At 66.1% G+C, this 21,062-nt stretch carries 16 protein-coding genes; 2 read left to right on the plus strand and 14 right to left on the minus strand.

The genetic code is table 11. The annotated features are described in order from the left end of the window. The 7 genes from Q0R16_RS03285 to Q0R16_RS03315 all read right to left on the minus strand — a co-directional run. Nucleotides 1–1,297 (minus strand): 2Fe-2S iron-sulfur cluster-binding protein (locus Q0R16_RS03285; protein WP_295631860.1); only part of this gene is annotated, 1,297 nt, incomplete at its 3' end. Further along, a complete protein-coding gene (locus Q0R16_RS03290) occupies nt 1,294–1,557 on the minus strand; it encodes a sarcosine oxidase subunit delta (RefSeq protein ID WP_295631863.1) in 264 nt (87 codons plus the stop codon). The genes Q0R16_RS03285 and Q0R16_RS03290, both read right to left, overlap by 4 nt. Before the next feature lie 11 nt (nt 1,558–1,568). Continuing rightward, the gene (locus Q0R16_RS03295) at nt 1,569–2,825 is read right to left on the minus strand and encodes a sarcosine oxidase subunit beta family protein (protein WP_295631866.1); all 1,257 of its coding nucleotides are present in this window, start codon (nt 2,823–2,825) and stop codon (nt 1,569–1,571) included. Further along, nucleotides 2,822–3,970: an FAD-binding oxidoreductase gene (locus Q0R16_RS03300; protein ID WP_295631869.1), complete on the minus strand. Its 1,149-nt coding sequence runs from the start codon at nt 3,968–3,970 to the stop codon at nt 2,822–2,824. The genes Q0R16_RS03295 and Q0R16_RS03300 overlap by 4 nt, the downstream gene beginning before the upstream one ends. Beyond that, entirely contained in the window at nt 3,967–5,430 is a 1,464-nt protein-coding gene (locus Q0R16_RS03305) for an FAD-dependent oxidoreductase (protein ID WP_295631872.1), read from the minus strand. Before Q0R16_RS03305 ends, Q0R16_RS03300 begins: the two co-directional genes overlap by 4 nt. Next, complete coding sequence (locus tag Q0R16_RS03310) at nt 5,430–6,689, minus strand: cystathionine gamma-synthase family protein (protein ID WP_295631875.1); 1,260 nt, start codon at nt 6,687–6,689, stop codon at nt 5,430–5,432. Before Q0R16_RS03310 ends, Q0R16_RS03305 begins: the two co-directional genes overlap by 1 nt. Beyond that, nucleotides 6,679–7,902, minus strand: coding sequence for an aromatic ring-hydroxylating dioxygenase subunit alpha (locus tag Q0R16_RS03315; RefSeq protein WP_295631878.1), 1,224 nt, complete (start codon nt 7,900–7,902; stop codon nt 6,679–6,681). Before Q0R16_RS03315 ends, Q0R16_RS03310 begins: the two co-directional genes overlap by 11 nt. Before the next feature lie 138 nt (nt 7,903–8,040). Between Q0R16_RS03315 and Q0R16_RS03320 the strand changes: the two genes are divergently transcribed. Further along, the gene (locus tag Q0R16_RS03320; protein WP_295631881.1) at nt 8,041–8,958 is read left to right on the plus strand and encodes a LysR family transcriptional regulator; all 918 of its coding nucleotides are present in this window, start codon (nt 8,041–8,043) and stop codon (nt 8,956–8,958) included. Here Q0R16_RS03320 and Q0R16_RS03325 read toward each other — a convergent pair. Continuing rightward, complete coding sequence (locus Q0R16_RS03325) at nt 8,942–11,302, minus strand: transketolase (RefSeq protein ID WP_295631884.1); 2,361 nt, start codon at nt 11,300–11,302, stop codon at nt 8,942–8,944. The genes Q0R16_RS03320 and Q0R16_RS03325 overlap by 17 nt on opposite strands. A gap of 266 nt (nt 11,303–11,568) precedes the next feature. Between Q0R16_RS03325 and Q0R16_RS03330 the strand changes: the two genes are divergently transcribed. Continuing rightward, nucleotides 11,569–12,612, plus strand: a complete 1,044-nt coding sequence (locus Q0R16_RS03330; protein WP_295631887.1) for a rod shape-determining protein — start codon at nt 11,569–11,571, stop codon at nt 12,610–12,612. Nucleotides 12,613–12,639: 27 nt separating this feature from the next. Here the strand turns inward: Q0R16_RS03330 and Q0R16_RS03335 are convergent, their stop codons facing one another. The 6 genes from Q0R16_RS03335 to Q0R16_RS03360 form a co-directional block, all read right to left on the minus strand. Beyond that, nucleotides 12,640–13,413 (minus strand): enoyl-CoA hydratase/isomerase family protein, encoded by a 774-nt coding sequence (locus Q0R16_RS03335; protein WP_295631891.1) that lies wholly within the window; start codon nt 13,411–13,413, stop codon nt 12,640–12,642. Between the two features lie 81 nt (nt 13,414–13,494). After that, complete coding sequence (paoC, locus tag Q0R16_RS03340) at nt 13,495–15,696, minus strand: aldehyde oxidoreductase molybdenum-binding subunit PaoC (RefSeq protein WP_295631894.1); 2,202 nt, start codon at nt 15,694–15,696, stop codon at nt 13,495–13,497. A 5-nt stretch (nt 15,697–15,701) separates the two neighbouring features. Beyond that, on the minus strand, nt 15,702–16,655 hold the full coding sequence (locus Q0R16_RS03345) for a xanthine dehydrogenase family protein subunit M (protein ID WP_295631897.1): 954 nt from the start codon (nt 16,653–16,655) through the stop codon (nt 15,702–15,704). Next, nucleotides 16,652–17,311: an aldehyde dehydrogenase iron-sulfur subunit PaoA gene (paoA, locus tag Q0R16_RS03350; RefSeq protein WP_295631900.1), complete on the minus strand. Its 660-nt coding sequence runs from the start codon at nt 17,309–17,311 to the stop codon at nt 16,652–16,654. The genes Q0R16_RS03345 and paoA overlap by 4 nt, the downstream gene beginning before the upstream one ends. A 37-nt stretch (nt 17,312–17,348) precedes the next feature. Further along, nucleotides 17,349–18,347 (minus strand): XdhC family protein, encoded by a 999-nt coding sequence (locus Q0R16_RS03355; protein WP_295631903.1) that lies wholly within the window; start codon nt 18,345–18,347, stop codon nt 17,349–17,351. A gap of 201 nt (nt 18,348–18,548) precedes the next feature. Then, on the minus strand, nt 18,549–20,795 hold the full coding sequence (locus Q0R16_RS03360; protein ID WP_366857050.1) for a glycoside hydrolase family 3 C-terminal domain-containing protein: 2,247 nt from the start codon (nt 20,793–20,795) through the stop codon (nt 18,549–18,551). Between the last annotated feature and the right edge of the window lie 267 nt (nt 20,796–21,062).

The raw sequence follows: 21,062 nt of genomic DNA on the forward strand, positions 1-21,062 counted from the left end.
CCACCGATTGGACGTTCTGCCGCGCCGCGCCGGGTAGGAAGGCCTGGGCTCCCGCATCCCAATCGAGCGCCGCACCGCCCGCCTGCATGTGAAGGTGCACCACCGGGGTGAACCCGCCCGACATTGCCAGCAAGTCCGCGGAGAAGGTCATCGGCTTGCTTCCGACCGTGGCGCTGACCGATTTGAGGCAATGCCGCGCACCGCTGGTCGATTGCGGCATTGCGTCGTTGTGGACCATGAAGCCACTGTTCGCGCCTTCGGGCGCGGGCCGGGTATCGAGCACTGCGACCACATCGGCGCCGGCATCGCGGAGCGCGGCGGCGGTGAGGTAGGCGTCGTCGTTGTTGGTGGCGATCACCACGCGCCGGCCCGGCACCACCCCGAAACGGCGGATGTAAGTACGCACGGCCTGGCTCAGCATCACGCCGGGCCGATCATTGTGCGCAAAAGCCAGCGGCCGTTCGAGCGCGCCGGTGGCCAGCACGACCCGCTTGGCGCGGACGTGCCACAGCCTTTGCACGAGGCCGTTCGCGGGTTGCTCACCTGGTTCGGCGAGCCGCTCGGTCAGGACGATCAGGTTGTCGTCCCAGTAGCCTGCCGCGGTAGTACGCAGCAGGATGCGGCCGCCGAGTTCGCGGATGCGCGTGGCGGTATTGCCGATCCAGTTTGCGTCCAGTTCCTGCGGGTCTCGCGCCAGCGATGGCGCCAGAATGCGGTCCTGCTCGACCAGCATGACACGCTCGCCCGCTTCCGCAGCATCAAGCGCAGCTTCGAGCCCCGCAGGCCCGGCACCCACTACAAGCACGTCGCAAAACGCGGCGCGCTGCGCGAAGCGATCGGGATCGGCCTCGGTCGGCGCAACGCCTAGCCCGGCGGCGCGGCGGATGAAGTATTCGTAGAACATCCACCGCTTGGCCGAGCCGAAGAAGGTCTTGTAGTAGAACCCGGGCGGCAGCGCCTTTGAGGCCAGCCCGAGCACGGCACCCGCGTCGAAGGCCAGGCTGGGCCAGCTGTTCTGGCTGCTTGCGACCATGCCGTCATAGACAAACACATCGGTTGCGCGGGTGTTGGGTTCGGTGCGCCCCCCGCTGCCGATGGTGACGAGCGCGTTGGGTTCTTCGATCCCCGCCGTCATGATCCCGCGCGGGCGGTGATACTTGAAGCTGCGCGCGACGAGGCCGATGCCGTTGGCCAGCAATGCGGCGGCCAGCGTATCGCCGGGTCGCGCGAGCAATGCCTTGCCGTCGAAGGTGAAGCGGATGCTGCCGGTGTCGCCGGTGCGTGTCGGCCCGATCATGGCAATGCCTCAGGGCCGATCGCGCGGATTGCGGTGATCTCGTGGCTCACACGGTGGCGCGTCATCGTCAGCCATGCGCGACAGCCGTAGGTGTGCCGCCACAATTCCTCATCCAACCCACGCGGATTGGTGCGGGTGAAAAGCGCGGCCACCGCCTCGGTCGGATCGGCATCGGGCTGGACGATCGCATCGACCGTGCGTTCGTAGACAAATTCGGTCTGCGCGCGCGGCCCGCAATGGGGGCAGGTGATCAGCAACATTTCGGCGCCCCTCAGCGATGGTTCGGCATCGGGCCGACGCCGGTTTCGTCGATCGTCGCGCCGCGCGCGAAGCGGTCGAGCGCGAAGGGCGCGTTGAGCGCGTGCGGTTCGCCGGTGGCCAGCGTGTGCGCGTAAGTCCAGCCGGATGCGGGCGTGGCCTTGAACCCGCCGTAGCACCAACCGCCGTTGAGGAAGAGATTGGGCACCGGCGTAGTCCCGATGATCGGCGATCCATCGAAGCTCATGTCGGTGACGCCGCCCCAAGTGCGCAGCATGCGCAAGCGCGAGAGCGCGGGGACCAGCGCGATGGCTTGCGCGATCGCGCCCTCGGTCACCATCGGCTGGCCGCGCTGCGCATAACTCGGCCAGTTGTCGGGATCGCCGCCCATGACCACGCCGCCCTTGTCCGACTGGCTGATGTAGCAGTGCAGCGATTGCGACATGATCACGCTGCGGATCATCGGCTTGACGCCCTCGGTGACGAGCGCCTGCAGGGTCTGCGATTCGATCGGCAGACGCAAGCCGGCCATCGCGGCAACGTGTCCGCTGTGCCCGGCCACGCAAATGCCTGTACGTCCCGCACCGATCCGGCCGCGCGTGGTTTCGACCCCCACCACCGCATCGCCATCGCGCACGAAGCCGGTGACTTCGCACTTCTGGATGATATCGACGCCCAGCCGGTTGGCGCCGCGCGCATAGCCCCAGGCCACCGCATCGTGCCGCGCGGTGCCACCGCGCCGCTGGGTCAAGGCGCCGTGGATCGGGAAGCGCGCATCGCGGCTCATGTCGAGCAGCGGTTCGATCTTGGCGACCTGATCGCGGGTGAGCAATTCTGCGTCGATCCCGTCCACGCGCATGGCATCGCCGCGCTGGGCGAGCATCGTCATGTCGCTGTCGCTGTGACCGAGGAACATCGCGCCGCGCGGGCTGAACATCACGTTGTAGTTCAGCTCGTCGCTCAGATGCTCCCACATCTTGAGCCCGAATTCGAAGAAGGTGTGAAGTTCGGGCAGCCGGTAGTTCGACCGCACCAGCGTGGTATTGCGCCCGGTGTTGCCGCCGCCGATGTACCCTTTTTCCAGCACCGCGACGTTGCGGATGCCATGCACGCTGGCGAGGTAATAGGCGGTCGCCAGACCATGCCCGCCGCCGCCGATGATCACGACGTCGTAGTTGGCGCGTGGCTCGGGATCGCGCCACGCGGGCTGCCAGTGGCGCTGGCCGTTGAACGCGCCGCGCAGCAGGCCCAGCGCCGAGTATTTGCTCATGCGATCGGCATCCACCCGCGCTTCTGGCGCCAGTCGGCTTCGAGGGTGTCGAAGCGCGAGAGCTTGAGGATGTCGAGGTCGGCGAACGAGCACGAGCCATCGATCACCAGATCACGGATCGCGTGGCCCGAGGCGGGCGAAAGCCCGAAGCCCACCCCCGACATCGAGGCGACGACGACGTTGTCCGGGCTGGTCAGCCGGTCGAGGATCGGGCGGCCATCGGGGGTGTTCTCGATCACGCCCGCCCAACTGCGGATCACGTTGAGATGCGCGGCCTTGGGCAGCAGTTCGGCAAGCCGGCTGGCGAGGTTGCGCATCAACGGAGTGGAGGGCCGCGCTTGTGGGCCGGTGGCGTCCATATCTAGCCATTCGTGCGGGCCGCCGCCATAAGCGAGGTTGCCGCGCAAGGTCTGCCGGCCGTAGAGCTTGTGCCCGTCGACCCCGCCGATCGGCATCATCGGCGCGGGTTCGGTGATGATCATTTCCGCGCGCGCCGGGGCGAGCGGGACGGTGACGCCGAGCTGCGCCATCAGTGCGGGGATTTGCGGACCAGCGGCGACGACTACGCTATCGCAGCCATACGTCGCGTTCGCGGTTTTCACCGCCGTGACTTTGCCGCCCGCAGTCTCGAAGCCGGTGACCGGGCTGTGCTGGATGATCGTTCCGCCCAGGTCCTGCAACGCCCAGGCATAAGCCTGCACGGTGCGCTGGGGGTTGGCGTGGCCGCCAAACTTGTAATGCACCCCGCCGAAGCAGGTGTCGCCCGCCAGCGGCACCGCGTCCTGCACCTGCTTGGTGTCGAGCACTTCGACCGGGTGGCCGAGCCGGTGGTGGCGTTCGGCGACGAAGCGGTACTGTTCCCACTGCCGTTCGGTCATCGCGATGATGATCCGGCCGCTGCGGTGTTCGGTCGGGTAGCCGAGCAATTCGTCCATCTGCGGCCACATCCGCTGTTCCTCGTCGAACAGCGGGCTCTGGTAGTGTGAGGCGCCGCCGCCGTTGCGGCCCGAGGCTTCCCAGCCGACGATGAACTTGTCGAGCACGGTGACCTTGACGCCCGAACGCGCCAGCCACCAGCCGGCGCTGAGCCCGGTGACACCGCCGCCGACGATGACGACTTCGCTGCCGTTTCCTGGCCCGCTCATTCGTACATCCCCGTGTAAAGCATCGCGCGGTGTTCATCCTCGTGCACGGTGCCGATGTCCTCGACCGGCACCCACTGCGTCGGGATGCCGAACCACACGTCCCAGGCCACGGTCATCGCCGCGGGCTCGTTCCAGTCGGCCAGGATCTTCAGCGGCAGCGGGCGAACGGGTGCGCGGTGCGAGGCGAGCGGGATCGTGCCGAACGGCTTGTCGGATGCGATCGCCAGCAGCATCGCCACCTGGTCGCGGCAGCGGCGGCCCTGGCACACGCCCATGCCGGCGCGAGTGAGGCGCTTGATCTGGTCGGGGTTGGCGGGGCCGTCGTGGAGCAGGGTTTCGAGCGAGCGCGCGCACATCGGTGCCGGGCGGGCGAGGTAATTGGGCGGCTGCACGCCGAGCAAATCGGCGCGGGTCACTTCCTCGCACTGGCAGATGATGGTGTCATCAGCGCTGATGGCGGACAGAGCGGCCATCCATTCCATGCGATAAGCGATGTGATCGAAGCCGATGTCGGGCAGGCCGGCGCAGAGGCCCACCGCAGATACGGTCGCCTCACCACCCGGCACATAGCCGCCGCGCATGGCGTCGAGCACGCGGGGCCCGTGCATCGCATCGACCAGTTCGATCGAGGGAACCAGCCCGACCGCGACGCAGATGGTGTCGCAGTCGATCGTCTCGCCGTTGGTGAGCGTTGCCGCTTCGACGCCTTCGAGTCCGCCCTTGGCCGAGGCGATCGTGGTCGCGCAATGGATCGCGATGCCTTCTGCGGTGACCTTCGCAATGAGCGCGTCCGAACCCTGCGGCTGCTCGCGCACTTCGACCATGCCCGCCACTTGCACGCCGCGTTCGCGCGCGAGCAAGGCGGTTTCGAGCGCGAGATCGTGCGAGCCGAGGATCAGCACGCGATGCCCGGCGAAGGCGTCATACCGCGTCAGCAGCATTTGCAATGCCGCCGCGCCCATCACGCCGGGCTGATTCCAGCCGGGGAAGGCCATGGCCAGATCGCGCGCGCCGGTGGCGAGCACGATCCGATCGAACCCGACCAGCCATGAGCGTTCTGCGTCGGCAAGGCCGACGACCTGCGCGGGCAGGCTCTGGACGCCGGGACCATTGCGGTAGACGCCCCAGGCGGTCACACCGAGTTGCACCTCAACCCCGGCTTCCATCGCCGTTTCCAGCGCGGGCATCGACATGAACACCGCTTCGAGCATCCGTGCGCTGTTCTGCGTGGCGGCGTTCATGCGCCCGCCGAAATAGAGCGGCACGTCATTGCCCATCAGCGCGCCAGAAACGGGGTTTTCATCGACCAGCAGCACGGTGCTGCCGCTGCCCGCCGCCTCGGTCGCTGCGGCAATCCCGCTCGGCCCCGCGCCGACTACGACGACATCGTACTTCGCCTCGGTGGCGCTGCGCGTGCCGACGATCGCGCAGAGATCGGTTCCGGTGAAATTGAGGTCCATCAGACAGCTTCCAGAGCTTGCGCCAGATCGGCGATCAGGTCGTCAACGTGTTCGATCCCCACCGACAGCCGCATCGTGCCGTCGGTGATGCCGCCCGCAAGCCGTTGTTCGGACGTGAGCGCGTAATGCGTGGTCGTGGCCGAATGGCAGATCAGGGTTTCCGATCCCCCAAGGCTGACCGCTAGCTTCATCAGCCGCAGCCGGTCGAGCATCCGGAACGCTTCGGCCTGCCCGCCGTGGAGGTGGAACGAGAACGTCGATCCCGCTGCCTTGCACTGCCGGTCATAAACCGCGCGGCCACGGCTGCCTTCGGGCAGGAAGCCCAGATAGGTCACGCCCGCAACCTTGGGGTGATCGCGAAGAAATTCCGCAACGCTGCGCGCATTGCTCATCGCGCGTTCGGTGCGGACGTGCACCGATTCGAGGCTACGCGTGACCAGCCAGGCGGTGTAGGGATCGAGGTGGTTGCCCCAGGTCGTGCGCAGCGTCTTGAGCTGATCGACCAACTCGTGCCGGCCCGAGATGCCGCCTGCCAGCAGGTCGCTGTGCCCGCCGCAATATTTGGTGAGCGAAGTCATGCACAGATCGACGCCGAGCTCGATCGGGCGCTGCGCGAAAGGGCCGAGCAGCGTGTTGTCGACCACCACCAGTGGTCTGTGGCCTTGCTTTTCGCCGAGTTCGTCAGCCAGCCGGACCATCAGTTGCAGGTCGATGATCGCGGCGGTCGGGTTGGCGGGGGTCTCGGCGATGATCAACTTGAGCGGGCCCTGCGCCAGCGCTTCTTCGGCCGCCGCGCGCACGTTCGCCTCATCGGTGCCGTCGACATAAGCCGCAACGTGGCTGCCGTACTGGGGCATCACGCTGTTGTAGAGCATGTCCACGCCGCCATAGATCGGCCGTCCGTGGATCACGCTGTCACCCGGCCGCACGAACGACAGGGCGATCGAGGAATGCGCGGCCATGCCGCTGCTATAGGCGACCGCAGCTTCAGCACCGTCGATCGCGGCGAGCCGGGCTTCGAGGATGTCGAGCCCGGGATGGCCGAGCCGCGCGTAGATGTGGTCGCTCGCGCCTGCCAGCGGACCTGTGCCGTCGAAGAACGCCTCGTGCACATCACGCGCGTGCTGCGCCGAAGGATAGACGAACGTCGAGGTCATGTAGATCGGCGGCTTGGCCGATCCCGATGCGCTTTGTGGGTCGTAACCGTGCGAGACGGCCAAAGTTTCCGGCCTCAGGCCGCGCGGTGGTTCAATCGACATAAGCCGCCAGATATTCGCGTGCCTTGTCGCAATAAAAATCGGTGAACCGCTGCGCGAGCATTTCGGCATCCTGCGAATAAGGGCCGGGAGTGTAGCCGGGGCTGTAAACACCAGCCTGGTTGTTTTCGGCCAGGTCCTTGTCCTGCAGGTTGGTGTCGGTCCAAAGCCGGGTCAACTCGTCGAGGTGGTAATCCACACCTTCGACTGCGTCCTTGTGCACCAGCCACTTGCTGTAGACGTGCGTTTCGGCGGGGCCGACCGGCATGCAACTGAACATGAAGGCGTGATCGGCCGCGGCGTGCCCGAAAATGTGCGGATCGATCGCCCAGCGCATCGAGCCGAGATCGCCTGCATCAGCATCGAGCATCAGCTTGCGCGAAAGGTGCTGGCCGTCGGGTGAAATCGACACGCATCCTTCGTTGAGCGCGAAACGCGCGATCTGCCACCAGTGGCCTTCTACTGGAGTGTGCGCGAGGCCCAACCCGTCCATCCGCGAGGCGAACGCGGCGAGGCGGCCATCCTCGCCTGCGTCGAAGTGCTTCGACATGCCGACCGGAAACGTCTTAGATAATTGCGGGTGACCGGTCGCGCAGTGGTAGCACTCGCGCGCGTTTTCCATCACCAGCTTCCAGTTGGCATATTCGACCAGCTTGGCCGATGCTGCCAGCTTCGCATTCCTGAAATCATGCGGCGCGGCATACTTCTCGAACTTCGCGGCAAAGTCCGCGATCGGCGGTGGTGTTTCGGCGAAGCAGAAGAAGACGGCGCCCGCGATGCACTCGACCGCGACCGGCTTGAGCCCGTGATCGGCCTTGCTGAAGTCGGCCGGCATCCGCCCTGCGGCAAGCAGCCCGCCGTCGAGGTCATACGTCCAGCGGTGATAAGGGCACATTAGCCGCGCGGCGGTGCCATGCCCGGACGGGCAGATGATCGATCCGCGGTGGCGGCACGAGTTGTGGAACGCCTTGATCTCGCCATCGCGGTTGCGCGTGATCAGCACGGGCCACTTGCCGACGGTAATAGAGAGATAGCTGCCGGGCTTGGGCAATTCGCATTCAAAGCCGGCCATCAGCCACGATTGGCCGAAGATCGCCGTGATGTCGAAATCGAACGCGCGCGGATCGAGGTACAGCCCTTGCGGCAGGGTATGCCTGGGCAGCCGTGCGGCAAACTGAGCGCCGATCCAGGTCAGATCGGACTTCGGGTCAGCCATCGATTGTATCCCCAAGATGCATCAGGGCTGGTAGTGGGCGATGGGCCGGGGATAAGAAAATCGACTTTTGGCATGCGGCCATGTCAAATAGTCAGAGATCAGTATCGAGGGGCCAGGACAATCGCGAGCAAGGGTGCCATGAACCGCCGCTGGCTGCCGCTCAATGCGCTGCGCGCGTTCGAGGCGGTGGGCAAGCACCTCAGCTTCACCGGGGGCGCCGCTGCGCTGTCGGTGTCGCAAAGCGCGATGAGCCGGCACGTCAGCGCGCTGGAGGCGTTGCTGGGCAAGCAGTTGTTCGAACGCGATGCCGGGCGGCTGTCGCTGACCCTGGCTGGCGAGGAATTGCTGGCGGTGGTGGGAAAGTCGCTCGAACGGATCGAGCAGACGATGAACGCAATCCGCGACGAACGCGTCGCAGCCCGCGCGATGCGACTCCACGTCCCGCCCTCGCTGCTCCAGCAGATGGTGCTGCCGATGCTCGGCGAATTCCGCCGCGAGCATCCCGAATTTCACGTCGACGTATCGAGCGCCACCGTCACCGGGCTGCCACAGACAGAGATCGACATGGCGATCGTCTATGATCGGCCCAAGGTGGATGACCGGATCACCGACCTGCTGTGGATGGTCCGCGTGGCGCCGCTGTGTTCACCGCAGACGGCCGAGGGGGCGCAAGGCTGCTCACTCGAGGAGTTCCTTGCAGCGCAGGAATTGCTCCACCTCAAGCTCGATGGCCAGCCGCGCGACCAGCTCTGGAGCGATTACCTGCAACGCAACCGGCTGATTGCGGCGACGGCGGGCGGGCTGGCGTTCGACACCGCGATCGCCTCGGCCAAGTACGCGATGACCGCGGGCGGGGTAATGCTGGGCGATGTCGACATGTTCGCCGCCGAGATCGCCGTCGGCCAATTGGTCATGCCATACGACGCGGTGATCGAGGACGGCTATGGCTATTACCTCAAGCTCCACGCCGACGATCTGGCCGATCCGGCGATCGCGGTCCTGCGCAGTTGGCTGATCGCGCGCTTCGCCGCGGTGCGTTCTAGCCTTCCAGCATGACCTCCGCCGCCGCGTCGAACACCGCTTCGGGATCGAGCCGATACGTGCGGTAAAGGTCTTGCAAATCGCCGGTCTGGCCGAAGCGATCGATGCCGAGCGGGCTGACCCGATGGCCGCGTACCCCGCCCAGCCATGACAGCGCAGCGGGCGAACCGTCGATCAGCGTGACGATCCCGGCGTCGCTTGCCAGCGGGGCAAGCAGGGTTTCGATGTGGCTCGGCTGGCGCGGTTGGCCACGCCCGCGCAAGCCGTTGGAGGCCGACCATTCGCGATGGAGCAGATCGGGCGACGTCACCGCCAGCAGGCCAAGCCCGGGCACGTCGTCGCACAAGGCTTCCCACGCCGCCAGCGCTTCGGGCACGATCGCGCCGGTGCACGCGATGGCAAGCGTCGCGCCCGCCGCCGGCTCGCGCAGCCAGTAGGCGCCGCGCAACGCGCCTGCCTTCCAGCTTTCATCGGCCCGCGCCTCTTGCGCGATCGATCGCGTGGACAATCGCAAGTACACCGACCCGCCATCGCTCGCCTGCATATGCCCAAAGGCCCAGTGCATCAGCAGCGCCAGTTCGTCGGCAAAGGCGGGCTCGAAATAGGTGAGGCCGGGCTGGCCCATGCCGATCAGCGGGGTGTTGATCGACTGGTGCGCGCCGCCCTCGGGCCCCAGCGTCAGCCCCGCCGGGGTCGCCACCAGCAGGAACCGCGCGTCCTGGTAGCAGCCGTAATTCAGCGCATCGAGCCCGCGCGAAATGAACGGATCATACACGGTGCCGATCGGCAGCAGCCGGTGCCCGAACAGCGGCCCCGACAGCCCCAGCGCGGCCAAGTTGAGGAACAGGTTGTTCTCGGCAATGCCTAGTTCGATGTGCTGCCCGGCGATATGCCCCGCCCATTTCTGCGGGCTCGGGATTTTGTAGCCGGCGAAAATGTCCTTCAGTTCCTGCCGCCGGAACAGCCCGCGCTGGTTGACGAAGCCGCCAAGGTTGGTCGACACGGTCACGTCGGGCGACGTCGTCACGATCCGATCGGCAAGCGCGTGGCCCGACTTGGACAGGTCGAGCAGGATGCGCCCGAACGCGGCCTGCGTGGATTGCTCGTCGCCATCGGGCACGGGCAGGTTCTCGGGCAGGGGGATCGACGGTGCCGCTTGCGCGCACCGCGCCAGCACTCCGCGCAACGGCGCCAGCAGGCCTTCGAGATCGGCCGCGCTATTGTCTCCAAGCCCGGCGAATGGCTCCCACTCATCGCCCTCGGCAATGCCCATCGTCTCACGCAGCGAGGCAATCTGCGTCGGGTTCATCAATCCGGCGTGATTGTCCTTGTGGCCCGCGAACGGCAGGCCATAGCCCTTGACCGTATAGGCGATGAACAGCGTCGGCAGCTCGTCATCGGCGGCGGCAAAGGCATCGAGCAGCGTTTCGATGCAGTGCCCGCCCAGGTTGAGCATGAGCGCGGACAAGTCTTCGTCCGGCATAGCGACAATCAGCGCCAGGGCATCGGCATTGCCCGTCAGATCGGCATTCAGCCGCGCCCGCCAGGCCGCGCCGCCCTGATACGTCAGCGCCGCGTATTCGGCATTGGGGCAATCGTCGATCCACCCGGCAATCGCCGCGCCGCCCGGTTTTGCGAACACTTCGCGCTGCTTGCGGCCATGCTTCAACGTGATCACGCGCCACCCGCAAGTCTCGAAAATGTCGTCGAAGCGGCGGAACATGCGGTCTGCGGTGGTGCTGTCGAGCGACTGGCGGTTGTAGTCGACGATCCACCAGCAATTGCGCACATCGTGCTTGTAGCCTTCGATCAGGCATTCGTAGATGTTGCCTTCGTCGAGTTCGGCATCGCCCATCAGCGCGATCATCCGCCCCGCGTCGGCCTGCTTCATCTGGCCGTGCGCGATCAGGTAATCCTGCACCAGGCTGGCAAACGCCGTGACGGCCACGCCCAGCCCGACCGATCCGGTGGAAAAATCGACGGGAATGGTGTCCTTGGTGCGTGACGGATAGCTTTGCGCGCCACCCAGCGCGCGGAACGCCTGCAATTGTTCGAGCGACTGGCTGCCCAGCAGGTAATGGATGGCGTGGAGCACCGGCCCCGCGTGCGGCTTGACTGCAACCCGGTCCTGCGCCCGCAGCGCCTGGAAATAGAGCGCGGTCATGATCGTCGAGATCGACGAACAACTGGCCTGGTGCCCGCCCACTTTCAGCCCGTCGCGGCTGTCGCGCAAGTGGTTGGCGTTGTGGATGATCCACGACGACAGCCAACGCAGCCGGCTGTCGATCGCTTCGAGCCGCGCGATCAGATCGGCGTCGGGGCGGGGGCGTAGCGTTCTGGCTGAAATGGGCTGGTCCATCGCCGGTCCATAGCAGGGCGATTTCGCGCTGACGACATGGCAGACCAATGCTGGCGAATTTTCTGCGATCGACCAAGACGGTTTAAGCCGCAGAATTTCCCGCCAACCGTCTGATTTTCGGCACACATTCCTCCATCCGTCGCTTGCACCGGGCACGCCATGGCTGGGTTCATCGGGCGGTCAGGAAGCGCCCCGCCTAGCCGGGTCATGCCGGACGGAAGGGCCGGACGGCGTGGAATCAAAGCCGGCGAGGGCCTTTGCACGACATGGCATTCATGGACCGATTTCAATTCACCGGGGCCGACATGGCAATCGACCTCGGCACCGCCAACACCGTGGTCTACGTGCGCGAACGCGGGATCGTGCTGGCCGAACCGTCGGTGGTGGCGATCGAGACCGTCAACGGCATCGCGCGGGTGCGCGCGGTGGGCGAAGACGCCAAGCTGATGATGGGCAAGACCCCCGACAACCTCAAGGCAATCCGCCCGCTGCGCAACGGCGTGGTGGCGGACATCGAAGTCGCCGAACAGATGATAAAGCACTTCATCCAGAAGGCGCAGGGCGGGCAATCGCGGTTTCGTCGATCGCCCGAGATGGTGATCTGCGTGCCTTCGGGCTCGACCGCGGTCGAACGCCGGGCGATCCGCGATGCGGTATCGAACGCCGGCGCGCGGCAGGTGTGGCTGATCGACGAACCGATGGCTGCGGCGATCGGCGCAGACTTGCCGGTCACGCAGCCGATCGGGTCGATGATCGTCGATATCGGCGGGGGCACCACCGAAGTCGGCGTGATCTCGATCCAGGGGCTGACGATGAGCATGTCGGTGCGCGTCGGCGGTGATCGCATGGACGAGGCGATCTCCGCGTCGGTACGGCGCAACCACAACCTGCTAATCGGCGAGGCGACCGCAGAGCGGGTGAAGAAGGCCATGGGGACCGTGCGCGTGCCCTATGGCCAGGTCGCCGAAACCGCCCTGATCAAGGGCCGGGACCTGGCGCGCGGGGTGCCGCGCGAAATCGAGATCGGCCAGGCCGAACTGGCCGATGCGCTGCTCGAACCGGTCGGCCAGATCCTGGAAGCCGTGCGCCACGCGCTTGAAGCCACGCCGCCCGAAATCGCCGCCGATATCATCGACAGCGGCATCATCATGACCGGCGGCGGATCGCTATTGCGTGAAATTTCGCAAGTGCTGTCCGAAGCGACGGGCCTGGCGGTGCGGATCGCGGACAACCCGCTCAATTGCGTGGCGCTGGGGGCTGGTCGTGCGTTGGAGGACCCGTTCTACCGGGGGGTGCTCCACGCGGCTTGAGGGACTGCGTTTGCCCGACCTTGCGCGTCAGGCGCTGATGAAGTTCGCGGCGCGCCGTTCGAACACCGAGGCGACGCCTTCCTCGTAATCGGCGGTGGCCTTGAGGGTGGTCTGTTCCTTGTGCTCGTGCGCCAGCGCGGCTTCGAGGTCGTCCACCAGCTTGCCGATCAGCGTGGCGCGGATCGCGATCACCGCCAGCGGCGCGTTTTCGGCCAGTTCAGCGGCCATGCGGTGTGCTTCCGCCAGCGTTTCGCCCTCCGCTGCCAGCCGGTCACACAGGCCCCAGTCGTGCGCGGTTTCGGGCTTGACGCGCTCGGACGACAGCATCATCCACGCCGCGCGCTGCTGGCCGATGACGTGCGGGATCGTGCGGGTCAGCGCGAAACCGGGGTGGAAGCCCAGCCGCGAAAAGTTGGCGGCAAACCGCGCGCCGGGGCCGGCTACGCGGAAGTCTGCCGAAAGCGCAAGGCCCAGACCGGCACCCACGGCGGCACCCTGGATTGCAGCGACCATCGGCTTCTTGCGGCGGAACAGGCGCATGGCCTGCACGTAAAGCTGCGCCACCGAATCCATGCCGGCTTCGCCCGCAAGATCGTCGTCACCCGCCAGGTTCGCACCGCCGCAGAAGGTCTTGCCCGCCGACGTCAGCACCGAGCAGCGCACCGCCGGATCGGCATCGAACGCGTCGAGCGCATCGGCGATCCGGCGCAGCAATTCGGGGCTGGCGAAGTTGTATGGCGGCGCCGAAAACAGGATTTCGCCGACGTGGCCCTGGCTGCGGGTGGTGACGGTGATGGTCATGGCGAAGCGCTGTCCCTTGTCGCGGAAGTTGCCTTCGCCATGACCGGGCCTGCCGGGAATCGCAAGCCCCGAACGATTGGATCAAGCCAGTTCGGGCAGCCCGGCCAATACCTTGTCCACCGTCATCGGGAACTCGCGCAGTCGCACTCCAGTGGCGTTGTAGACCGCGTTCGCCACCGCTCCACCCACGCCGCAAATGCCCAGTTCGCCCACGCCGTGCGCCTTCATCGGCGAGCTGGCGGGATCGAGATCGGGCAGGAAGATCACCTCCTGGTGCGGCACGTCGGCGTGGACCAGCACTTCGTACTGCGCCAGATCGTGGTTCACGAAATGGCCGAAACGCGGATCGACCACCAGTTCCTCGCTCAGCACCGCGCCGGCGCCCATCGTCATCGCGCCGATCACCTGGCTGCGCGCCGAAGTGGGGTTGAGAATGCGCCCGGCCGAACAGACCGCCAGCATGCGCCGCAGCCTGATCTCGCCGGTGAAGCTGTCCACGCCCACTTCGACGAAGTGTGCGCCGAACGCGCTCTGGTGCGTCTGGTCGCGGATGCCGCCGAATTTGATCGTATCCTCGCCCAGCACCTCGCCGTCCGCCGCCGCTTGCGTCAAGGTGGCGTTTTTGCCGCCGCCGCTGACCTTGCCGCCCGCGAAAGTCGCCGTTGCCGGATCGATGCCCAGCTTGGCCGCCACCGCTTCGCGCAGCTTTACGCACGCGGCATAGACGCCCGATGTCGAGCTGTTGGCGCCCCACTGCCCGCCCGATCCCGACGATACCGGGAAGTCCGAATCGCCCAGCTTCACACTCACCTTGTCGAGCCCAACGCCCAGCATTTCGGCCGCGGTCTGCGCGATGATGGTATAGCTGCCGGTGCCGATGTCGGTCATGTCGGTCTCGACCGTCACGCGACCGTCGGCTGAAAGGCGGACCCTGGCACCCGAAGTCATCGCCGGGCTGTCGCGCAGTGCTGCCGCCACGCCCATGCCGATCAGCCACTGGCCATCGCGTCGCGTGCCGGGCTTGGCCGAGCGCTTGTTCCAGCCGAACGCCTTGGCGCCGACTTGCAGGCATTCGATCATCTTGCGCAGCGAGAACGACTTTTCGGGATGCGCCGGATCGACCTGGCTGTCGTTGAGCACGCGGAACGCAACCGGGTCCATGCCGAGCTTTTCGGCCAGTTCATCCATCGCCACTTCGAGTGCGATCGAGCCGACCGCTTCGCCCGGTGCGCGCATCGCGTTGCCCTCGGGCAGATCGAGCAGGGCCAGTCGGTTGCGCATCATGCGGTTGGCACCGGCATACATCGAGCGCGAGGCGTTGACAGCATTCTCGCTGCCGCCGCCGGGCAAGTTGCCCGACCAGCCTTCGTGATCGAGCGCGGTGATCCTGCCGTCCTTGCCCGCCCCGATCCGCAGCTTCTGGATCGTGGCGTGGCGGTGGACCGAATTGTTGAACATCAGTTCGCGCTGCATCACCACCTTGACCGGACGCCCGGCTTGCCTGGCGCCGAGCGCGGCAAGCACTGCATCGGTGCGCAGCCACAGCTTGCCGCCGAACCCGCCGCCCACATAAGGCGAAAGCACGCGCACATTGGCCTTGGGGATCTTGAGCGTCCTGGCCACGTCCATGCGGCACCAGTCGATCATCTGGTTCGATGTGCGCAAGGTGAGCTTGTCGCCCTCCCACGAGGCGATCGTGGCGTAAGGCTCCATCATCGCGTGGGCGTGATCGGCGGTGGTGTAAGTTGCGTCGACCTTGACCGGGGCCGCGGCGAAGGCGCCTTCGAAATCGCCGAGCAACTGATCGGCGGCGCGGCCCTGGACGGGCTTGGCGGCATCGCGCGCATCGGCCAGGACGAATTTTCCGTCATCGGCGCGGTCGTAGTCGATGCGTACGAGGTGCGATGCGGCGACTGCCTGTTCGAAAGTCTGAGCCACCACCAGTGCCACCGCCTGGTGGTAATGCTGGATTTCTGGCCCGCCGAGCAGCTTGGCGGTGTTGCGCCCGGCCTTGTCGAGCGCGCCGGCGCTGTCGGCAGTAACGATCGTGATCACCCCCGCTGCCGCCTTGGCCGCCGACAAGTCCATCGACTTGATCCGGCCTTTGGCAATCGCCGCGCCGACGATGTTGCCATGCGCGGCATTGGGCACATCGGCGTGCCATTCGGCCGCGTAAGTCGCCTTGCCGGTGGTCTTGAGCGGGCCCTCGATGCGGTGCGTGGGCTTGCCGATTACCTTGCCCTGGTCGATCGGATTGGTGCCGGCGGGGGTGTCGAACTTCATGGGCGTCAGCCTTTCGCAGCGGCGAGAACGGCAGCTATCGTGCGCTCCGCGAGCTTGAGCTTGTACTGGTTCTGGTCGGTCGCGGTCGGGTTGGCGAACAGCGCTGCGGCGACGGCCTTGGCGCCCTTTGGAACAGCCGCATCGCCCGCAGCGCTGCGCCACGGCTTGGTGCCGACCCCGCCGAGCGTGATATTGCCCGTGCCGTCAGGCTGGATGACCGCTGCCACCGAAACAAGTGCAAAGGCATAGGACGCGCGGTTGCGCACTTTGCGGTAGAAGTGCTTGCCGCCGGGCGGCTTGGGCAGGGTGACCGCGGTGATCATTTCGCCCGGCGCCAGCGCGAATTCCTTGACCGGCAGTTCGTCACCCGGAAGCAGGTGGAAATCGGCGATGGGGATGGTGCGCATGGTGCCATCGGGTTTCATCACCTCGACCGTGGCGTCGAGCACGTTCATCGCGTTCGACATGTCGCTCGGGAAGAAGCAGATGCAGTTGGCACCGCCGCCGACCGCCGCGTGGTTGCGACTGAACCCGCCTTGCGCCGAACAGCCGGAGCCGGGATCGCGCTTGTTGCACGGCATGTTGGTATCGTAGAAATAGGGGCAGCGGGTGCGCTGCATTAGGTTGCCGGCGGTGGTCGCCTTGTTGCGCAACTGGCCCGATGCACCCGCCACGATTGCGCGCGACAGGACTGCGTAGTCCTTCTTCACGCGCGGGTGCGCAGCGAGCGCGGTGTTGCGCACCATCGCGCCGATCCGCAAGCCACCGTCGGGCGTGTTCTCGATTGTGTCGAGCCCGGTGCCGTTGACGTCGATCAGGTGCTGCGGGGTTACGATTTCCAGCTTCATGTGGTCGAGCAGGTTGGTGCCCCCGGCGATCAGCTTGGCGCCCGGATTTCGCGCCAGCGCGACGACCGCATCGGCCGGGCTTTTGGCGCGCTCGTAAGTGAAGGGCTTCATGCCTTATTTCCTGACTTCTGGCCGATGCCCGCGACATCCTCGATCGCGGCGATGATGTTGGGGTAGGCGGCGCAGCGACAGATGTTTCCGCTCATCCGTTCGCGCAGTTCGGCTTCGGAATGCTTCGGGCTGGCGAGGTCGGTAGTGACATGGCTCGGTACGCCGGCCTTGAGTTCGCCCAGCATCGCCACCGCAGAACAGATCTGCCCGGGCGTGCAATAGCCGCATTGAAAGCCATCGTGCCTGACGAAGGCGGCCTGCATCGGGTGCAGCTTGTCGGGCGTACCGAGCCCTTCGATCGTGGTCACGCTGCCGCCTTCGTGCATGACCGCCAGACTGAGGCACGAATTGATCCGCTGCCCGTCGACGATCACCGTGCAGGCGCCGCACTGGCCGTGATCGCAGCCCTTCTTGGTGCCGGTCAGGTGCAGGTTTTCGCGCAACGCATCGAGCAGCGTGGTGCGGGTATCGACCACCAGCCGTTCGGGCTTGCCGTTGACGGTGAAGCTGACCGGCATCGTCGATGGCGTGAGCCGATCAGTCGCGGCTTGCGCGGGGGTGGGCGTCGCCAGCGGAACCACGGCGACGGCCGAGGCCACGGCGCCGCTGGTCATCAGACCGCGGCGCGACATTTCCAGGAAATCGGTTCCTGCCATGGGGGACTTCACCTTGCTGTGTTGGGGCGTGTTGGAATCAGATCGCGTGCAGAGTGCCAAGCGCATGATCGAAGGTGCAGTTCCCGGCGGTGGTGCACAACCTGTCACAATGGGCCTGATAGGCGGCTGCTATTTGCGCCAGCACCGAAAGCGCGAGCGTGTTGGGATCGCGCGTCATCTGGATGAGCCCGATCGGCCCTTCGATCCGCGCGCGTTGCGCATCGGCAACGCCGGCGCCGTGCAAGGCTTCGAGCCGTAGCGCCTGCGTGCGCCGGCTGCCCATCGCCCCGATCAGCAGTGCGGGCTGGTCGAGCGCTTGGCGCAGCAGCGCCTGTTCCCAATCGTGATCGTGGAAGAGGAACACCACCGCCGTCGTCGCGTCGGTCTCGAGCAGCGGGGAGGGGGCGGGTGTCAGCAGGTGGTGCGCTTTCGCGCCGATCCTGGTGAGAAGGTCTAACGCGGCGGAATCGGGCGTCAATGCGGTGACGTCCGCCCCGTAGGCCAGCGCCTGGCGTGACAGCGCGACGACTTCTTCGCCCTGCCCGATCGCCACAACCCTCAGGACCGGATCGATCCGGAGGGTCAGGACATGTCCGTCCCATCCGGCGCGCCGAGCGGGTGCTGTGGGCGATGCCAGGAAGGTTCCGTCAAGCCCGGTCACGATCCCGATCGTGCGGCGCTGGTCGAGCAGATCCAGCGCGCTCGCGACGGCATCTGCATCCGGATCGGGCACGATCAGCAAGTCCAGCCCGCCGCCGCAAGGCAACCGGATGTCGATCAACGGCGAGCCTGCTCCAAGCCGCAGCAATTCGGCTCGCCCCACTTTCAGCACCCGCTGCGCTTCGCCGACCACCGCCGCTTCGACGCACCCGCCCGACAGCGAACCGCACCAGGCGCCGCTTTCGCTCACTGCCATCAACGTACCGGGATCGCGCGACGAACTGCCGACCACCCGCGCAATCGCAACCAGAGCCGTCCGTTCGTCGCGCCGGTCCGCTTCGTTCAGGAATTGCAGGACCTTGATCGCGCCGCGCATCGAAACTGCCTTGTCGAGCCGCTACCGGGAAGACGCCGTGCAAGCGTCTTGCATGGCCATCGCAGCGGACCTTGAAACCGGATGGACGGCAACGCAACGCTGCGACGGCCACTTCCGTTCCCTTAGCAGTATCGGATCGACGGGCGAATTGGCCAATGAAATTTCTCCGGCAGCGTCAGCCCCTGCCGGTCGTTGCGCTGCTCACCCTTTCCAGTGCCTGGCCGCAAACCTGACCGTGACCGCCGGCCCGACATGTTCTGCATCGGTGCCCAGTGCGAAGCCGTAAGTGCCCGCCGGCATCGTCCAGCCCTTGTCCGACCAATCGGCCAGCAAGCGCGGGTCGATCGCCAGGTTCACTGCCTGCTTCGCCCCTGCCGCCAGCGGCACTCGCTGGAACCCGACGAGCCGCCGGATTGGCTTGCCGGCCCGCGAAACGAGATAGAGCTGGGCGACTTCGGCGCCCAGGCGCTGGCCGGTATTGGCCACGGTGAAGCTGGCCTTCAGGCCATTCACTCTCAGCCCCGAACTGGCGTAGCTGGTGTACGACAGGCCGAAGCCGAACGGGAACAGCGCCGTTGCACCCTTGCGTGCGAACCAGCGGTAGCCGACGTCGGAACCTTCGATGTCGTAATCGGCCTTGAGCTTGCCGCGTGCTTCGGGGACTTCGCCGATGAAGTTGGCTTCGTACTCGGCGAAGCCATCGATTTTCTTGCGCGGCAACTGGTTTTCGCTGGCAGGGAATGTCACGGGAAGGCGGCCCGACGGATTGGTTTCGCCGAACAGCACGCCGGTGATCGCATCAGCGCCGCGCGTGCCGGGATACCAGGCCTCGATCACCGCTGCGGTCTTGTCGAGCCACGGCATTGCCACCGGATTGCCGGTTTCGAGCACCACGATGGTGTTGGGATTGGCCGCCGCGACCGCCTCGATCAGTGCGTCCTGGCCGCGGGGCAGCGACAAGTCTGCCTGATCGATGCCTTCGGTCGACCACTTGGTCGCGAACACGATAGCCACGTCGGCGCGCCGCGCCTGTTCGGCGGCCTCCGACACGGTGAAGCCATCGCGGAAAGCCACTTTGGCGCCGGGCGCCATCGACTTGATTTCCTTGAGCGGGACCGAGCGCTGGTAATTTTCCGCCATCAGCGCAGCAAACGGACTGTCACCGCCAAGCGAGACCATGCCCGATGGGCCGCCTTCGCTCTGCACCTGGCTCGATCCGCCGCCCGACAGCACACCGGTGTTGGCGCCACCGCCGATGACCACGATCGACTTCGCCGTTTTCGCCAGCGGCAGCGCGTTGCCACGGTTGCGCAGCAGGACGATGCCCTGCCTGGCGGTTTCAAGCGCGACTTCGCTGTTGGCCTTGAAGTCGATCGTGCCGCCGGGCTTAACCGGGTTGACGTCGATGCCACTGGCGTAGATCGCGGTCAGCACGCGCCTGGCCATATCGTCGAGCCGCGCGGCGTAAGTCTTGTCTTTGGCGGCGGCTTCGAGCAGCGGCTTGTCGAAATAGACCTTGCGGTCAAGCTGCGCGCCCGATTGCTGGTCGAGCCCGTGAAGCGCGGTCTGCAAGCCCGGCACCGCGCCCCAGTCCGACATCACGAAGCCCTTCCAGCCCCAGTCCTTCTTGAGCACGGTGTTGAGCAGCCAGTCGCTGTCGCAGGCGTGATCGCCGTTGACCAGGTTGTAGGCGCACATCACCGATCCGGGCTGGCCTTTCTCGATGCCGATCTGAAACGCCAGCAAGTCGCTTTCGCGCGCGGCGGCCTCGCTGATCCGGCTGTCGACTTCCTTGCGCGCGGTTTCCTGGCCGTTGAGCGCAAAGTGCTTGATTGTCGAGATGATGTGGTTCGACTGGATGCCGTTGATCGCCGCGCCCACAAGCGTGCCGGTCAGCAGCGGATCTTCGGACAGGTATTCGAACGTGCGGCCGTTGCGTGGATCGCGCATCAAGTTGGCGCCGCCCGCAAGCAGCACGTTGAAGCCTTTCGCGCGCGCTTCCGAACCGATCATCGCGCCGCCGGCGCGCAGGACATCGGGGTTCCACGTTGCCGCTTGCGCAAGGCCCGAAGGCAAGCCCGTAGCCCCGTCGTGCCGCAAGCCGCCCACGTAAGCCACGCCCAGGCTGGCGTCGGTTTCGGTCAACGCCGGTATATCGAGCCGGGGCACGCCGGGAACGTAGCCAGCGCCGATGATCGCACCGGCGGGCAGTGTCACGCCCGGTCCGAACGGCAGCGCCATGATGCCATGCGTGATCGCGGCCTTTTCCTCGGGCGACATTTTCGCAACGGTTGCCGCAGCGCGTGCCTCGGCGCCCGCCATATCGATGTTCTTGTCGATCTTTGCGTCCTGCGCCGATGCCGGCGTTGCCAATGCCGGAGTTGCCAATGCCAGCGCCATCAGTGCGCCGGCAAGGCTCACCCTGTTCCCCATATCCATCGCTTTCATCTTGGCACCCCCTGAACAACACGCGCGGCTTTATTCCCTCGACCATCGTGAATCCAGAATCTTTCCAGAATGTCGTCATGATCGCCCGGCCAATCACCGCTATTCCAAATGGACTGAAGGCGAAGGCTTGTTCCTCATGCCCAGCCTTCAACCGGACCGGATGACCCTTCGCGGGGTGTTTTGGCAGCCGGCAAGCGCGATCTGGCCGATTTATCGGCGCAGTCGTGCCTGCCGCTAGCCCCGCGACCGGAAAGGTACACACCGCGC

This window comes from Novosphingobium sp., from assembly GCF_025351285.1.
In the GTDB taxonomy this organism is placed as follows: Bacteria; Pseudomonadota; Alphaproteobacteria; order Sphingomonadales; family Sphingomonadaceae; genus Novosphingobium.

Coding starts and splice junctions, on each gene's coding strand:
- Q0R16_RS03290 (WP_295631863.1), bottom strand. CDS start 1,557: ATGTTGCTGATCACCTGCCCCCATTGCGGGCCGCGCGCGCAGACCGAA.
- Q0R16_RS03295 (WP_295631866.1), bottom strand. CDS start 2,825: ATGAGCAAATACTCGGCGCTGGGCCTGCTGCGCGGCGCGTTCAACGGC.
- Q0R16_RS03300 (WP_295631869.1), bottom strand. CDS start 3,970: ATGAGCGGGCCAGGAAACGGCAGCGAAGTCGTCATCGTCGGCGGCGGT.
- Q0R16_RS03305 (WP_295631872.1), bottom strand. CDS start 5,430: ATGGACCTCAATTTCACCGGAACCGATCTCTGCGCGATCGTCGGCACG.
- Q0R16_RS03310 (WP_295631875.1), bottom strand. CDS start 6,689: ATGTCGATTGAACCACCGCGCGGCCTGAGGCCGGAAACTTTGGCCGTC.
- Q0R16_RS03315 (WP_295631878.1), bottom strand. CDS start 7,902: ATGGCTGACCCGAAGTCCGATCTGACCTGGATCGGCGCTCAGTTTGCC.
- Q0R16_RS03320 (WP_295631881.1), top strand. CDS start 8,041: ATGAACCGCCGCTGGCTGCCGCTCAATGCGCTGCGCGCGTTCGAGGCG.
- Q0R16_RS03325 (WP_295631884.1), bottom strand. CDS start 11,302: ATGGACCAGCCCATTTCAGCCAGAACGCTACGCCCCCGCCCCGACGCC.
- Q0R16_RS03330 (WP_295631887.1), top strand. CDS start 11,569: ATGGCATTCATGGACCGATTTCAATTCACCGGGGCCGACATGGCAATC.
- Q0R16_RS03335 (WP_295631891.1), bottom strand. CDS start 13,413: ATGACCATCACCGTCACCACCCGCAGCCAGGGCCACGTCGGCGAAATC.
- paoC (WP_295631894.1), bottom strand. CDS start 15,696: ATGAAGTTCGACACCCCCGCCGGCACCAATCCGATCGACCAGGGCAAG.
- Q0R16_RS03345 (WP_295631897.1), bottom strand. CDS start 16,655: ATGAAGCCCTTCACTTACGAGCGCGCCAAAAGCCCGGCCGATGCGGTC.
- paoA (WP_295631900.1), bottom strand. CDS start 17,311: ATGGCAGGAACCGATTTCCTGGAAATGTCGCGCCGCGGTCTGATGACC.
- Q0R16_RS03355 (WP_295631903.1), bottom strand. CDS start 18,347: ATGCGCGGCGCGATCAAGGTCCTGCAATTCCTGAACGAAGCGGACCGG.
- Q0R16_RS03360 (WP_366857050.1), bottom strand. CDS start 20,795: ATGAAAGCGATGGATATGGGGAACAGGGTGAGCCTTGCCGGCGCACTG.